The sequence below is a fragment of the Mesobacillus stamsii genome, assembly GCF_030814065.1.
Lineage (GTDB): Bacteria > Bacillota > Bacilli > Bacillales > Cytobacillaceae > Mesobacillus > Mesobacillus stamsii.
In genome coordinates this window covers 12,765-26,407 of the sequence record NZ_JAUSUN010000004.1, presented here as the reverse complement: position 1 = coordinate 26,407, position 13,643 = coordinate 12,765, and the positions used below count along the sequence as shown (strand labels likewise).

Genomic DNA, 13,643 nt, shown 5'->3' with positions numbered 1-13,643 from the left:
TTTGGGTACCCTATAAATAATTCTTTAACCAGGGGGAGATCATCATGGCAAGATTGAAAAAGAATCCATCAAAAGCGGGAGTCAGCGCTGCCAGTGTAAAAGGAAACGCTGGACCATCCATGAGTCAGGGCGGCGAAAGAAAGCAAAACAGCCAGAATAGTCAATACAAAAAATAAAGAAAAACAGGCTGACACATGTCAGCCTGAAGGTTACTTTTTGAGCATTCCTTTTAAAACAAAGGCTACGTTTGCCGGGCGTTCTGCGAGGCGGCGCATAAAATAGCCATACCAGTCCGTTCCAAAAGGCACATACACACGCATCGTATAGCCCTCTTCTGCAAGCTGGAGCTGTCTTTCCGGCATGATTCCAAACAGCATCTGAAATTCAAATTGGCTTTTCGGAATATTGTTTGCCTTGGCGAATTCCTTTGTGAAGTTGATGATATTGTCATCATGTGAGGCAACTGCTGTATAATTTCCATTCAGCAGATGCATCTTAATGATTTTCTTAAAGTTCTCATCGACATCCTTTTTATCAGGGAACGCTACTTCCGGTGACTCTTTGTAAGCTCCCTTCACCAGACGGAGATTTGGAGAGTATGGATTCAAATCTTCGATATCTTTTTCCGTCCGGTATAGATAAGCCTGAATGACGGTTCCGATATTATCGTATTCTGTTTTCAGCTGCTTGAAAATCTCCAGCGTCCTCTGGCAGCGTTCGTAGTCTTCCATATCGATGGTGACAAACACATTGTTTTTTTGGGCAGCATCCATGATTCGGCGCATATTGTTCATGAGAACTGCCTCAGAGATATCAAAACCGAGAGAAGTCATTTTGACACTCATCTGAGCATTTAGTTTTTCCCGGCCAATTGCGTTGATCGTAGCGATTGAACTTTCCGCTCTCTCGTTGGCTTCTTGTTCACTGTCCACAAATTCACCGAGATAATCGACAGTCGCCGCAAGCTTCTTTGCATTTAGCTCTTTGATGACTGTCACAGCCTGATCGATTGTCTCTCCTGAAACAAAGCGTTTTGCCCCTAGCCGCAGGCCATATTGTTTTGCCATCTTCGTGAAAAATTTATTTTTTGATAAAAAAAGAAAGAAATTCCTCATTAATTGTTCCATAGTTTTTTTCCTCCCCTAAATGAAAACGATTACAACACGTGGTAAAAAAATTGCTCTATCTCTATCGATTTTGCAAAATCATTTTATCATTTTTTTATCATTTTGAATATGACTTTTGTAGGAGAATGTTCTTTTTGACAAATCCTGTATTGCATATTTTTTTTCGCCTCGGGAACGCTACTATTCGTAGGAATGATTAGAAAACAGGAGGTTCTACTATGCAGCAGCAAAACATGAATTTTCAAAGCCAGCAGCAAGGAATCCTGCAAACGCCGCCATCCGTTGTATCGACAAAGGATTCTCTCTACTTAACAGATATGCTGTCTTGGAATTTACTAGCCATGAAAAAAGCACATTTTTTTGCACAGCAATGCCAGGATCAGGAGCTGAAAATGGAAATCGAAAATTGCGGGCGAATGCACCAAAAGCATTACGAGAAAATCCTTACGCACCTGAACAGCCCGCAAAACCAGATGAATCCTCAAGTGCCTGGAAGGCAGTAAAATGGAGACAGGAGGAAAAAACGCATGAACGAACAGAAAATCCAAAATCCGGAAACAAAAGTTCAGAAGACACCGCAGATGAATGACCGCGATTTCATCAATGATATGTTAACAACGGAAAAGTACATGACTCAGGGCTATGATACCGCTCTTAAAGAATTGAGCCACGACCAACTTTATCAGGATATTCTCGCAATTTACACGGAAACATCTAACGCACAGCGGAGCCTGTATAATCTGATGTTTAAAAAAGGCTGGTATGGAGTAGAAGCAGCCGAAGCTCAAAAGTTGCAGCAATCCCACCAGCAGTTCCAGGGATATACTAATCAATTCCCATATAGCGGGCAGCAGCTGCAATAATTGTAATTGTTGAGAAAAACCGGGCAAACTTCGCCCGGTCTTTTTTTGGGTTTGGATGATAATCGGGACTATTGATTGGAACGGAAGACACTATTCTTTATACAAAAGAAAAAAACTGGAACTAGTATCTAAACTGTATCCAAATGCCGAAAGATACCCTTATGCGAGCATTTTTACCTCTATAAGGGCATCTTTCAGGTGGAAAGATACCCTTATGCGAGCATTTTTACCTCCATAAGGGCACCTTTCAGGCGGAAAGATACCCTTATGTGGTGGAAAAAAGAGCCCGGAATTTCCAGTTCGCCAATAAAATCTGAAAATCGCCAATAAAATTGTGAAAACCGCCAATAAAATCATTCAAGCAAGAACAAGCGGTAGAATTATATTGAAACCTAGCCATGATCCTAAGAAATAACCGATATTGCAACTTTATAAGCGAATTTTCCCAGTCAGCTTTCTTAAAACTTCCTCTTACTGTAAAAGTTCTCTGTAAGGCATTTCCTCTTCTATTTCTAGTCTTGTCCAGCATTAGCACATAGCTCAACGCTTAGGCAAGCGGTTTGCCGCTAACTCCTCGAGACGTTTTTCGCCTACTGGTCTATCCACAAAAATAATTCGTTTAGAATTATTGGGCTCCACGCTCGAGGTTCTTTTGTATGCTCTTTTATGCAGAAGTTGAAAACATATATTTTTTGTAATGGTATCGTATCGAAAAGATTAAGCTGACGGCGAGCATATTCCCCATCAGCGAGCTTCCACCATAGCTGATGAATGGCAGCGGTATTCCAGTGATGGGCAGCAGGCCGATTGTCATCCCAATATTTTGGAAAACGTGGAAGGTGATCATACTGATGACCCCGACACAAATATAAATGTAGAATTCGTTTTTTGTTTCCATTCCGATTTTTGTGATCTGGTAAATCAACAGGAAAAACAAGCTGATCAGCACGCTTGCACCAACAAACCCGAATTCTTCCCCAATGATGCTGAAAATGAAATCCGTATGGCTTTCTGGAAGGTAGACTTCCCTTGTTCCATACCCTTTCCCGACTGTTTCTCCAGAGCCGATTGCCAGCAGGGATCTCGTAAGCTGGAATCCGGTGGAACTCTGGTAATTATACGGGTCTAGCCAAGAATAGATACGGCCAAATTGATACTCTTTGACACCGAGGTATTTCTCAAGAATGTTAGGTTTCCAGATGACAAAATAAAAGATAATCGATATGAATGTTAGCCCTGCCCCAAAAATTGGCACAAGTAGCTTCCAAGTAATCCCGGAAATAAAAATCATCCCGACCATGATCGCAATATATACGAGCGAAGTTCCAAGGTCTGGTTGCTGCATAACGAGCACCAGCGGCATCAATGTCACCAATCCAATTTTCAGCAATAACCAAAAATCGGTCTGAATCGTCTTCAAACGGTATTTCTGGTTGTGGTCAACAATGGCTCTCGCAAGTGCCAGGATGAGGAATACCTTCACCAACTCTGATGGCTGCAGTGTCCCCATTGCCGGCACCTTATACCAGCTCTTCGCTCCGTTAATAACTGGGGCAATGTCTGTTGGAGCAATGAGGAGTCCTACAAGCAGCACAAGGCCAAACCCATATGCATACCAGCTTAGTTTTTGCAGCTGATCTGAATCAAGCTTGATAACAATGGTGATAATGCCAGCACCGATGATATACCAAATAATCTGTTTGAACAGGAAGTTTTCCGAGCCATACTGACCCGTCGTCTGAGCGCTGTAAATGGCGATGCAGCTTGCAAGAAATAATAGGATTAGGATCGTAACCAGCCCATAGTCGAGCCGAGAATTCGTTTTTTGATTCGATGTCATGAATATTCCCCTTTTAAATGGAAGAACCGTTTTTTCCGATAACGAACTGTTCAATACTTTATTATATTTTTTTCGACAATAAATCACAACTTATGACTTTGAAATGGTCATTATTACCTATCCAAAACCGTCTAAAAGCGGTTCCCTAAAATTATTTGCATACGACCGGAACATGTTTCATAGCTTTGTATGGACAAAGTCTTTGAAAAGGTGAGGATCGTTCATGTTATCTAAAATAGAAGCTTTCATTCTTGGGCTCATTCAGGGGCTGACTGAGTTTTTACCAATCAGCTCGACAGGTCATCTTTATCTAGGCAGGAACCTTTTCGGGCTTGAGGAAGCTGGACTGTTGCTCGATACGATGCTACATATTGGTACATTGCTGGCGGTTTTTGTATTTTATAGGCATGAATTTATCAAAATGCTGAAAAACCCATTCGGGAAGCTAACTTTCCTGCTTTTTGTCGGTACGCTTCCCGCGGTTGCAGTTGGATTGCTTTTTGAGGACTTTTTTGACGAATTATCCAAAACGGGCGTGACGATAGGCTGGGAGTTTCTGATCACTGGAACGTTCATGTGGTTTACCGATTCGATGGCAATTGGGCGTAAAAAGATGGAGGACATCAGCTATACAGATGCCCTCGTGATTGGCAGCTTCCAGGCTGCAGCAATTTTTCCGGCTCTTTCCCGTTCCGGTTTGACGATTGTTGCAGCGCTGATGCGGAAATTAGACCGGGAGACAGCTGCATATTTTTCGTTTCTGCTTTCGACTCCCGCCATTCTAGGGGCAATCGTACTTCAGGGAAAGGACCTCTTCAGCGCCGGGAGCGAGACAATCTCGCTTCAGGCGTTGTTGGTTGGCATCCTTTCCGCAGCCATTTTCGGTTATATCGCGATAAAATGGATGATTGGCTATTTAAAAAAGCGCTCATTAAAGCCTTTTGCAGTTTATGTTTGGGGAATCGGACTAATTGTCCTGTATCTTCAGTTTAACGGGCAGTTCTAAACGGCTTTTTTCATGCGGAGGTCAAAACGAAAAAAATGCACACCATTCAGATGTGCATTTTTTGCAGTGCATGTCTCAGAGATATACCTTTATATGATTCCGTGTGTGCAGCTTTATCAGCAGCCCCCATCGCCGCCAATGAGCACAAGACCTTCACGGTATTCGTCATATTCAAGCGCCATGCCTTCTGTATAGTCGACAATATTGGATTCAATCGCGACTTGGATTTCATTGATTACTGTTACGTGATCCTCTTCTTCCGGCTCTTCCAGAGCTAGACCAATCTGTGGGCCTCCTCAGCCAAAGCCGCCAAAGTAGACACGGATACCCTCTGCCTTGCGCTCTGCGAGGATTTCTTTTAAAATGTCGCGCGCTTTATCTGAAATCTGCATTATTTCGTTTTCCTTTCTGCATCAAATTTCTATAGTTTAGTTTACCATGTATTGAAATAGAAATACATAATACTGCCCGGAGTATTTTTCGAACAAAATTGTGAACGAAAATTGATAGTTTTTTAATAAAATGGAACAAAACTAAACAAAACTTAACAAAACCTCTACCTTTCTACTTCATTTTTTATTATATTAAGAGTTAAGTAGGAAAGAGGGATGCCTTTTGCAAATTTATACTCCAGATGAAATCGCTGCCATGTTAAAAATTTCTAAGCATACTGTCTATGAAATGATTAAACGAGGAGATCTTGCAGCTTTCAAAGTGGGCAATAAAATGCGCATTGAAGAAAGCGAGTTTACGAGATACAAAGCTAGCATGTCAAGCATCCCTGCTAGAGCTCCGGAATCAACGGGGAGTGCCCAGCATTCATTACAGCTGGCTGGCAGTCATGATTTCCTGGTCGAACAGCTGGTAAAGTACGTAGCGACGGATGGAACAGGACTTTCGGTAACTCCCTCCTACATTGGCAGTCTCGAAGGGTTGATGATGCTCTACCGCGGCAGCGCAGATATTGCCGCAGTCCACCTGCTTGATCCATCTTCACAGCAGTACAATCTCCCTTTTATCCACCAATTATTTGTCCATGAACCGATAACGGTGATGAGACTGGCTTCAAGGGAACAGGGATTGATTGTCGCAAAAGGGAATCCAAAGAAGATCTCCGGAGTCAAAGATTTAGCCAGGCCGGATGTATCGCTGATCAATCGGCAAAAAGGCTCTGGAACCCGCTTTCTGCTTGATTCATTTCTGGCCAGTGAAAAACTGGATCCTGCATCGGTTAAAGGGTATGAGAACGAGGAATGGACCCATCTAGCTGCGGCTGCCCATATCAGCAGAGGCACAGCAGATTCTGCCTTTGGAATCAAATGTGCAGCAAGCCAGTTAAATCTCGACTTCATCCCGCTCACAAAAGAACAGTTTGACTTAGTTTTCCGCTGGACTCCTGGAAACAAAGCAGCGCTCCAGCACTTGATTGACCTGATTCAGCTTACCAATTTCAAAGACAGCATCGAAGATTTTGATGGCTATGATGCTGAAGAATTCGGAAAAATCATTTACGCAAATCATACTACGGAGGTTTAATCATGAAATTGAAACATTTTCTCCCATTTTTACTCGTTCTCGTATTTGCTTTTGTTACAGGCTGTTCTGATACATCGACAAAGGACGCGGGAAAACAGCCTGATACGACAGCGGAAAGTACCGAAAAAACCGATTTGATTCTTGCGACAACAACCAGTACTCAGGATAGTGGGCTGCTGGATGTGCTAAAGCCTGATTTTGAAGAAAAAAACAATTATAATCTGAAAATCATTGCCGTCGGAACCGGACAAGCACTGGAAATGGGAACACGCGGTGAAGCGGATGTCCTTCTAGTGCACGCACCTGCAGCGGAAGAAGAGATCGTCAAAAGCGGCGATGCCATCAACCGCCAGAAAGTCATGTACAACGACTTTATCCTTGTTGGACCTGCTGAAGACCCAGCGAAAGTTAAAGGTCTAACCGTTCCAGAAACCTTGAAAAAAATCACTGAGTCAAAAGCTTCATTTGTGTCTCGCGGAGATGATTCCGGCACTCATAAAAAGGAGCTTGAGCTTTGGCAGAAGTCTTCACTTGATCCAAAAAGCCTTGGTGATGCCTATATCGAAGCGGGACAAGGGATGGGTGCAACTCTCCAGATCGCTTCCGAGAAGCAAGCTTATACTTTGACAGACAGAGCTACCTTCCTAGCCCAGAAAAAGAATATGCCTGACACAGAAATATTAGTAGAAGGAGACGAAAGCCTGCTGAATATTTATCATGTCATGCAAGTGAACAATGAAAAGCATGACAAAGTGAATGCAGCAGGTTCAAAAGCATTTGTCGACTATATGACTTCCGAAGAGACGAAAAAAATCATCAAGGAATTTGGCACAGATGAGTACGGAGAACCGCTATTTTTCCTTTTTGAATAAAAAAATTCAAATCCAACAGAAAGTCTGATTGCGCATGGAACTTTTATTAGAAGGGTTGAAAAAAGCGGTTGAGATGATCTTGACAGGAAACCAGGAAATTCTCGAAATTACCTTGCTTACGCTGAGGGTTTCGATTACAGCGGTGCTGATCAGTACCTTGATAGGTATTCCAGCTGGAATGTTCCTTGGACTTGCTCGATTCACTGGAAGGAAATTGCTCCTTGCCATCATCAATATCGGCATGGGCCTTCCTCCTGTCGTTGCTGGTCTATGGATCACTCTTTTCCTGTGGCGCTCAGGCCCGCTTGGTGACCTCGCCTTGCTATACTCGCCAACAGCAATTATCATGGCACAGATCTTGGTTTCCTTGCCAATTGTTACAGCATTGACAAGCACAGCATTCCAGCAGATCAATCCTAAACTGATTCTTCAGGTCAAAGCACTTGGAGCAACCAAATTCCAGCTATATTGGATTTTGATGAAAGAAGTCAAGCTTGCAATTCTCGCAGCCATCATTGCAGGCTTTGGGCGAGTCATTGCCGAGGTCGGCGCAGCGATGATGGTTGGCGGCAATCTCAGTGGTGAGACACGGATTCTTACGACTTCGATTGTCATGGAAGTTTCCAAAGGCAATTTCGACATTGCTCTAGCACTTTCCTTCATCCTGATGACATTGGCGTTCATTATTACTTTTAGCCTGACTTATTTACAACAAAGGAAGCGGAGCCTATGACCCCACTGATTACGGTAAAAAATTTAGAAGTAAGAGCCGCAAAGCGAAACCTGCTATCCATTCCCTACTTTGAAATACAAGAAGGAGAAATAGTCGGAATCATGGGTCCAAATGGTGCCGGAAAAAGTACTTTTATCAAGGCTTTGTCCTTGCTGGAAAAACCAGCACAAGGTACCATTTTCTACAAAAATCAGAATATCTCTGATGAACTGACGTTGAAGATGCGCAGAAAATTCGCTGTCGCAATGCAGCAGCCGTTGCTTCTCGATACAACCGTCTTTCAAAATGTTGCAATTGGCTTGAAGCTTAGGAATTATCCTCGGCAAGAAGTAACGCAAAAGGTTTTTTTCTGGTTAGAAAAATTCCAGATTGGCCATCTTGCCAAAAAACATGCAGCACATTTGTCCGGCGGAGAGGCCCAGCGTGTGAATCTTGCCCGGGCAATGGTGCTCGAACCTGAGGTGCTTTTCCTTGATGAACCCTTCTCTGCACTGGACTTCCCCACGAAGGTGCAGTTATTGAAGGATATTAAATCGATCATCGGGCAAACGAAAACGACAACTGTTTTTGTCAGCCACGATCTGATGGAATTGAAATACCTTGCCGAAACGCTTGCAATCTTAATAGATGGCGAGCTAAAACAAACTGGATCCACATCGGAAGTGTTGTCATCCCCCAACGCATCTGCTTCCACTTTTATAAATGATTGGAAAAGTCTTCTCCAATAGTTGCTTATAATGGCATGGCTGCAAACGCCATGCTTTTTTTGTGCCCATGATCTTCGGGGTCCGCTCTTTTATGGGCACATTGCTCCCTTTTTTGCGGCCATAATCTTCGCATCCGCTCTTTCATGGACACATTCCTTCCACACATAAATCGGGCACTATCAAATCTGTCTATGTCAAACATTAGGATCCCATGTATCTGGCAAAATAACTTTTCGCTTTTACCAAATCATTCGTGCCGTGAACGAGCACCCTTCCATCTTGAAAGATGACCATAGTGATCTCATCTTCGGGCATAAAACGTAACAAAAATGGGTTGCCTTTTACTTTGCCATTTGTTTTCAACCGACTTGCCAGCTTTTCAAGATCGATAATCCCCTTCTGTCGCGGGTTGATCTGAATGGTGTCGCGCCCACAAAGCGATGCATATTGGATCTGCTGGTCAGACGATCGATCGAGAAAGTCGTATTGATGGTGGACACATACCGGGCATTCAGGATTTCGTCCCTGGCTGACATCCATTTGAAAATTTGAGTTGTACCAGATATCTAGCTGTTCAAGATTAGGATTCGAATCGGCCCCCACAAGCAGTTTCAATGCTTCTACCGCTTCGAATGATCCAATGATGTCTGTAATCGAGGAAAGCACCCCGATGCTGTCGCATGTTTCGCCAAGACCTGTGGGAACTGACGGGAAAAGACAGCGATAACAAGGAGTCTCTCCCGGTTTAATGACTGCGAACATACCTCTAGAACTGACCGCCCCACCGTACACCCACGGGATCCCATGTTTTACAGCAACATCATTGATAAGATATCGAGCCATGAAATTATCAGTGCCATCTACGATCACATCGAAACCGGCAAGCAGGTCCTCGGCATTATCAAGTGTTAGATCCGCGATTATTGGCTCTAATTTTAGCTCGGAGTTGATTTTCTTTAGTTTTTTTTCAGCAGCAATCGCCTTTGGCAGGTTTTCGCGCGCGTCATCTTCATCATAAAGGGTCTGGCGCTGGAGATTAGACAGCTCGACCAGGTCCCGATCAATGAAGCGGACTCGCCCCACACCCGCCCGGACTAAATGATTCGCGATCACTGTTCCAAGCGCTCCCATGCCGACAATGACCGCCGAACTGTTCAACAGCTTTGTTTGCCCTTCCTTTCCAATTGGCTGGAATAAAACTTGCCTTGAATAACGCTCCATTTCCTTCATTGTCATCCCTCCATCATATATTTAGATTATATCTTTAAATAATGCTTTTTTTTAGGGAAATTTTTAACTATACTGAATAGTAAGAGGGAATCTCTCCTCTTATAAGTTTTTCACTAAAAAATGAAAGAGGTGGATTAAGTAAGATGAATCTTGGGGGATTTAAAAACAAAGAAGTCGTAGTGGACCTGACGAATGGCACGGTCGATTACCGAGGCATCCAGGAAGATGATGTCAGAAAGTATATCGGTGGTCGCGGCCTTGGAGTCAAGTATGTACTCGACAACGGCCCAGAAGTTGAGCCTCTATCAGAAGAAAACATATTATGTATCATGACTGGCCCTGTAACGGGTTCTCGTTCTTCGATGAGCGGACGGCTAGCAGTCGTAACAAAATCGCCATTGACCGGCACAGTTACGGACTCACATATGGGCGGTTGGACAGCTGCTCGTTTGAAATGGGCTGGAGTCGACAACGTGATTTTCAAAGGAAAAAGCGACAAGCCTGTGTATCTTTATATCGAAAATGGCCAGGCAGAAATTCGCGACGCTTCTCAATTGTGGGGATTGAGCACGCGCGCGACTGTACAGGCTATGAAGGATGCTCATGGAGAAGAAAATCTAAGCGTTATGACAATTGGCCAGGCAGGCGAGAACGGAGTGCGGTTTGCAAGTATCATGAATGAAAATGACCGTGCTGCTGGACGCGGTGGTACCGGTGCGGTTGCAGGCTACAAAAAGCTGAAGGCAATCGTCATTAAAGCAGCACAAAAGGGCAATATGCCGGAACCTGCCCAAAAAGATGATTACAACAAGGCAAACAAAAAAGCCGTTAAAGCAATTCTAGAAGGCGGCCTGACTGCTCCTAACAAAGGTGGCTTGTCCGTATATGGAACAAACGTCCTTACCAACTTGATCAATGAAGTGGGAGCGCTTCCAACACGCAACTCTCAATTGACATACTGGGATGAAGCGGAAAAGCATTCGGGTGAGTGGGTAAACGAGCACATTCTCGTTGCAAACAATACCTGCCATGCGTGCCCAGTCGGCTGTAAGATTGAGGTTGAAGTCAAGGAAGGCAAATACAAGACTCGCGTTGAGAGCTTTGAGTTTGAATCTGCCTGGGCACTCGGTGCGAACAGCGGCTTGAGCAACTCTGAAGCAATTGCGTATTTGATCGACATCTGTAACGAATATGGAATGGATACAATCGAGCTAGGCCACGCCATCTCTGTCACAATGGAAGCCTTTGAAAAAGGCATCGTTGCCGAGAAGCTTGATTGGGGCGATGCGGACAGCATGATCGAAATCGCTCGAAAAATTGCATTTCGTGAAGGCTTTGGCAGCATCCTTGCTGAAGGGCCTGCACGCGCGACAGCTGCATGGGGCGTGCCTGAACTGTCCATGTCAGTCAAAGGTCAGTCTATCCCTGCTTATGATCCGCGCGGAATCCAGGGAATCGGCCTTGGATATGCGACAAGCAACCGCGGTGCCTGTCACCTTCGCGGCTACACGGTCGCATCCGAAATCGCCGGTATTCCAGAGCCAACAGACCGTACAGTAGCAGAAGGAAAGGCTGAGCTACTGAATGTATTCCAGAACCTGCTTTCTTTCTCGGATTCTATGGATATCTGCAAGTTCTCTTCTTTCTCTGAAAATGCCGAACATTATGCTGAGCAATACAGCACAATGACCGGCATCCCAATGACAGCAGAAGATGTCATGCTTGCAGGGGAAAGAATCTACAATCTAGAGCGATACTATAACAATCTTGCCGGTTTCAATAAGCGGGAGGATGACTTCCTGCCAAGACGCTTCACGGAAGAAGGAGCTTCCGGCAACAGTGAAGGACTGGTCTCTCGTATGGATATCATGCTGGAAGACTACTATACTATCCGGGGTTGGAAAGATGGCGTCGTGCCAGCAGAAAAGCTTCGCGAACTCGGCATCATCGGGGAAGAAACATCTCCAGCTACAGAAGAAGTTTAATTATGAAAAAAAACCAGGTGATTTCGCCTGGTTTTTTGTTTCGTTAAATGAATGATTATCTGGAACTTATTTTTTCCAGTCAGCATAATAAGGCTACCCGCCTACCCGAGTTGTTTTGTAACGGTAATTTTTGATCAATTTTTCCAGCTGTTCCTGATTTTCCGCTGCAAAACGGATAGATACAGCATGGATAATAAACGTTTTCGTAAAAGCAATTTCGTTTTCGGACAGAATTTCTGCTTTCCATGTCTCCGCCTCATACACGTACGGGAAGGAGTCTGTAACGAGTCTGCCGCCAAGCTCTTCAAAGTACATGCCGAGGTGATCCCGATTGATTCCCCTGAATTCTAGAATTCTATCAACCATATCAGCCACCAGCAACCGGAGGAAACAGTGCAAATTGGTCGCTGTCTTTTACTATCGTTTCCAGCTCCTGATCGTGGACAATATTGCGTCCATTGATATAAACATGGACAAAGGGCTTTAGCTTCTTCTCCTCTGTGAAAATTTCCTCCTGTATTTCAGGGAACATTTCACACATTTTGTCCAAAACGTCCATCACCCGGTCACCATTAGGAAGCACCTCAATTGTCACGCCTCCACATATATCCCTCAGATTAGCAAATACTTTTACCTGCATTCCCAATCGCCCCCTTCTCCTACCTTAATAATAATGGGAAAACGCAAAGATGTCTTTCATTTTATGAAAACATAAGGCATATTCTCCGTTCCCGCACGCATATCCGTCAGTCATTTTGTTCGAAAGTTTGCGCTTTTTCTATTCCCTGGGAATCCATAACCGTTTCGGTGAACTGCTTGATTAACGGTCGATTTTGGGAATCTGAGTGGGTCACAAGATAGAATTCCCTATCGTATGGTTCCAAGTTATTGATAATCGAAATGCGTCCGGCTTTTGCCGCGGGTATTGCTGCCAGTCTTGATACAAAGCTGATCCCTAGCCCTGCCTCCACTGCAGCGAGAACGGATTCTGTGCTGCCGATGGAAATAGAAATATTCAGATCATCGACTGACATTCCTTTTTCCATCAAAAAATGCTCCATCATTTTCCTGGTTCCTGACCCTTCTTCTCGGAGGACGAAATCATATTGCTGAATCTCGGTAAAATCCGGACACTCTGCATGAAGCAATGGATGCCCAATAGGGGTGACCAACACTAGCGAGTCTGAGGCAATTGGCTTGCTTGTTAACAGGCGGGAGTCAACTTTTATCCCGATAACAGCAGCATCTATTTGATGATTCTGCAGCTGGTCCAGCACGCTTTTGGAGTCACCAATTTCTATCCTTACATCCACCTTTGGATACAGACTGCGGAATGTCTTGATCCAGCCTGGAAGCAGGTAGGTTCCGGGAATCGTGCTAGCACCAATGGACAAGGTGCCAGTCAGTTTTCCTTGAAATTCATCGAGATTATCCTCCAGTGTTTTCCATCTAACCTTTATATCCTTTGCGGCACTGTATACAAGCATGCCTGCAGATGTTGGCCTGATGCCAGCCGCTCTTCTATCGAGCAATTCAAACCCAAGTTCTTCCTCAAGACTCTTAATTTTCAGGCTAACCGATGGCTGGGAACTTTTCATTGCCGCTGCCGCCTCTGAAAAACTGTTTCTTTCCACAACCATCACAAAGGCATCGAGCTTTTTCAAATTCATAGCATTTTCTCCAATTTAAGACGTATATGCTTCTATTTTAATATAGTTTGTCTACCACATAGGTCTAGTAGTAC

Annotated in this window: 15 protein-coding genes; 9 read left to right on the top strand and 6 right to left on the bottom strand. The window is 44.1% G+C overall.

Going from position 1 to position 13,643, the window contains the following annotated elements; genetic code table 11:
• Nucleotides 1–44: 44 nt before the first annotated feature.
• Nucleotides 45–176, top strand: a complete 132-nt coding sequence (locus tag J2S25_RS03990; RefSeq protein ID WP_084221708.1) for a YuzL family protein — start codon at nt 45–47, stop codon at nt 174–176.
• A gap of 33 nt (nt 177–209) precedes the next feature.
• Here the strand turns inward: J2S25_RS03990 and J2S25_RS03985 are convergent, their stop codons facing one another.
• Nucleotides 210–1,127 carry a proline dehydrogenase family protein gene (locus J2S25_RS03985; RefSeq protein WP_044391263.1) on the bottom strand — a complete coding sequence of 306 codons (918 nt, stop codon included), beginning with the start codon at nt 1,125–1,127 and terminating at the stop codon, nt 210–212.
• A 218-nt stretch (nt 1,128–1,345) separates the two neighbouring features.
• Between J2S25_RS03985 and J2S25_RS03980 the strand changes: the two genes are divergently transcribed.
• Nucleotides 1,346–1,630, top strand: coding sequence for a hypothetical protein (locus J2S25_RS03980; protein WP_044391262.1), 285 nt, complete (start codon nt 1,346–1,348; stop codon nt 1,628–1,630).
• Nucleotides 1,631–1,654: 24 nt separating this feature from the next.
• Complete coding sequence (locus tag J2S25_RS03975) at nt 1,655–1,990, top strand: spore coat protein (protein ID WP_044391261.1); 336 nt, start codon at nt 1,655–1,657, stop codon at nt 1,988–1,990.
• Nucleotides 1,991–2,654: 664 nt separating this feature from the next.
• Here J2S25_RS03975 and J2S25_RS03970 read toward each other — a convergent pair.
• A complete protein-coding gene (locus J2S25_RS03970; protein WP_044394544.1) occupies nt 2,655–3,830 on the bottom strand; it encodes an FtsW/RodA/SpoVE family cell cycle protein in 1,176 nt (391 codons plus the stop codon).
• Nucleotides 3,831–4,053: 223 nt separating this feature from the next.
• Here J2S25_RS03970 and J2S25_RS03965 point away from each other — a divergent pair, with 223 nt between their 5' ends.
• The 5 genes from J2S25_RS03965 (at nt 4,054) to J2S25_RS03945 (ending at nt 8,705) form a co-directional block, all read left to right on the top strand.
• The gene (locus tag J2S25_RS03965; RefSeq protein ID WP_307191256.1) at nt 4,054–4,836 is read left to right on the top strand and encodes an undecaprenyl-diphosphate phosphatase; all 783 of its coding nucleotides are present in this window, start codon (nt 4,054–4,056) and stop codon (nt 4,834–4,836) included.
• A 615-nt stretch (nt 4,837–5,451) separates the two neighbouring features.
• Nucleotides 5,452–6,372, top strand: coding sequence for a helix-turn-helix transcriptional regulator (locus J2S25_RS03960; RefSeq protein ID WP_307191255.1), 921 nt, complete (start codon nt 5,452–5,454; stop codon nt 6,370–6,372).
• A 2-nt stretch (nt 6,373–6,374) separates the two neighbouring features.
• On the top strand, nt 6,375–7,244 hold the full coding sequence (locus J2S25_RS03955) for an ABC transporter substrate-binding protein (protein ID WP_307191254.1): 870 nt from the start codon (nt 6,375–6,377) through the stop codon (nt 7,242–7,244).
• Nucleotides 7,245–7,278: 34 nt separating this feature from the next.
• Nucleotides 7,279–7,977: an ABC transporter permease gene (locus J2S25_RS03950; RefSeq protein WP_307191253.1), complete on the top strand. Its 699-nt coding sequence runs from the start codon at nt 7,279–7,281 to the stop codon at nt 7,975–7,977.
• Nucleotides 7,974–8,705 carry an ABC transporter ATP-binding protein gene (locus J2S25_RS03945; RefSeq protein WP_307191252.1) on the top strand — a complete coding sequence of 244 codons (732 nt, stop codon included), beginning with the start codon at nt 7,974–7,976 and terminating at the stop codon, nt 8,703–8,705. Before J2S25_RS03950 ends, J2S25_RS03945 begins: the two co-directional genes overlap by 4 nt.
• Nucleotides 8,706–8,885: 180 nt before the next feature.
• Here the strand turns inward: J2S25_RS03945 and J2S25_RS03940 are convergent, their stop codons facing one another.
• Complete coding sequence (locus J2S25_RS03940; RefSeq protein WP_439117484.1) at nt 8,886–9,914, bottom strand: ThiF family adenylyltransferase; 1,029 nt, start codon at nt 9,912–9,914, stop codon at nt 8,886–8,888.
• Between the two features lie 143 nt (nt 9,915–10,057).
• On the opposite strand from J2S25_RS03940, the gene J2S25_RS03935 reads away from it, so the two are divergent.
• Nucleotides 10,058–11,899 (top strand): aldehyde ferredoxin oxidoreductase family protein, encoded by a 1,842-nt coding sequence (locus J2S25_RS03935; protein ID WP_307191251.1) that lies wholly within the window; start codon nt 10,058–10,060, stop codon nt 11,897–11,899.
• Nucleotides 11,900–11,992: 93 nt separating this feature from the next.
• Here the strand turns inward: J2S25_RS03935 and J2S25_RS03930 are convergent, their stop codons facing one another.
• From J2S25_RS03930 to J2S25_RS03920, 3 genes are all read right to left on the bottom strand, one after another.
• Nucleotides 11,993–12,265, bottom strand: coding sequence for a MoaD-like domain-containing protein (locus J2S25_RS03930; RefSeq protein ID WP_307191250.1), 273 nt, complete (start codon nt 12,263–12,265; stop codon nt 11,993–11,995).
• Between the two features lies 1 nt (nt 12,266).
• Nucleotides 12,267–12,539 (bottom strand): ubiquitin-like small modifier protein 1, encoded by a 273-nt coding sequence (locus J2S25_RS03925; RefSeq protein ID WP_307191249.1) that lies wholly within the window; start codon nt 12,537–12,539, stop codon nt 12,267–12,269.
• 106 nt (nt 12,540–12,645) lie between these two features.
• Entirely contained in the window at nt 12,646–13,569 is a 924-nt protein-coding gene (locus J2S25_RS03920) for a selenium metabolism-associated LysR family transcriptional regulator (RefSeq protein WP_307191248.1), read from the bottom strand.
• Nucleotides 13,570–13,643 lie beyond the last annotated feature (74 nt).

Bases quoted from the DNA above. Each gene is read 5' to 3' on its own strand.
- J2S25_RS03990 (WP_084221708.1), top strand. From the start codon at position 45: ATGGCAAGATTGAAAAAGAATCCATCAAAAGCGGGAGTCAGCGCTGCC.
- J2S25_RS03985 (WP_044391263.1), bottom strand. From the start codon at position 1,127: ATGGAACAATTAATGAGGAATTTCTTTCTTTTTTTATCAAAAAATAAA.
- J2S25_RS03980 (WP_044391262.1), top strand. From the start codon at position 1,346: ATGCAGCAGCAAAACATGAATTTTCAAAGCCAGCAGCAAGGAATCCTG.
- J2S25_RS03975 (WP_044391261.1), top strand. From the start codon at position 1,655: ATGAACGAACAGAAAATCCAAAATCCGGAAACAAAAGTTCAGAAGACA.
- J2S25_RS03970 (WP_044394544.1), bottom strand. From the start codon at position 3,830: ATGACATCGAATCAAAAAACGAATTCTCGGCTCGACTATGGGCTGGTT.
- J2S25_RS03965 (WP_307191256.1), top strand. From the start codon at position 4,054: ATGTTATCTAAAATAGAAGCTTTCATTCTTGGGCTCATTCAGGGGCTG.
- J2S25_RS03955 (WP_307191254.1), top strand. From the start codon at position 6,375: ATGAAATTGAAACATTTTCTCCCATTTTTACTCGTTCTCGTATTTGCT.
- J2S25_RS03950 (WP_307191253.1), top strand. From the start codon at position 7,279: ATGGAACTTTTATTAGAAGGGTTGAAAAAAGCGGTTGAGATGATCTTG.
- J2S25_RS03945 (WP_307191252.1), top strand. From the start codon at position 7,974: ATGACCCCACTGATTACGGTAAAAAATTTAGAAGTAAGAGCCGCAAAG.
- J2S25_RS03940 (WP_439117484.1), bottom strand. From the start codon at position 9,914: ATGAAGGAAATGGAGCGTTATTCAAGGCAAGTTTTATTCCAGCCAATT.
- J2S25_RS03935 (WP_307191251.1), top strand. From the start codon at position 10,058: ATGAATCTTGGGGGATTTAAAAACAAAGAAGTCGTAGTGGACCTGACG.
- J2S25_RS03930 (WP_307191250.1), bottom strand. From the start codon at position 12,265: ATGGTTGATAGAATTCTAGAATTCAGGGGAATCAATCGGGATCACCTC.
- J2S25_RS03925 (WP_307191249.1), bottom strand. From the start codon at position 12,539: ATGCAGGTAAAAGTATTTGCTAATCTGAGGGATATATGTGGAGGCGTG.
- J2S25_RS03920 (WP_307191248.1), bottom strand. From the start codon at position 13,569: ATGAATTTGAAAAAGCTCGATGCCTTTGTGATGGTTGTGGAAAGAAAC.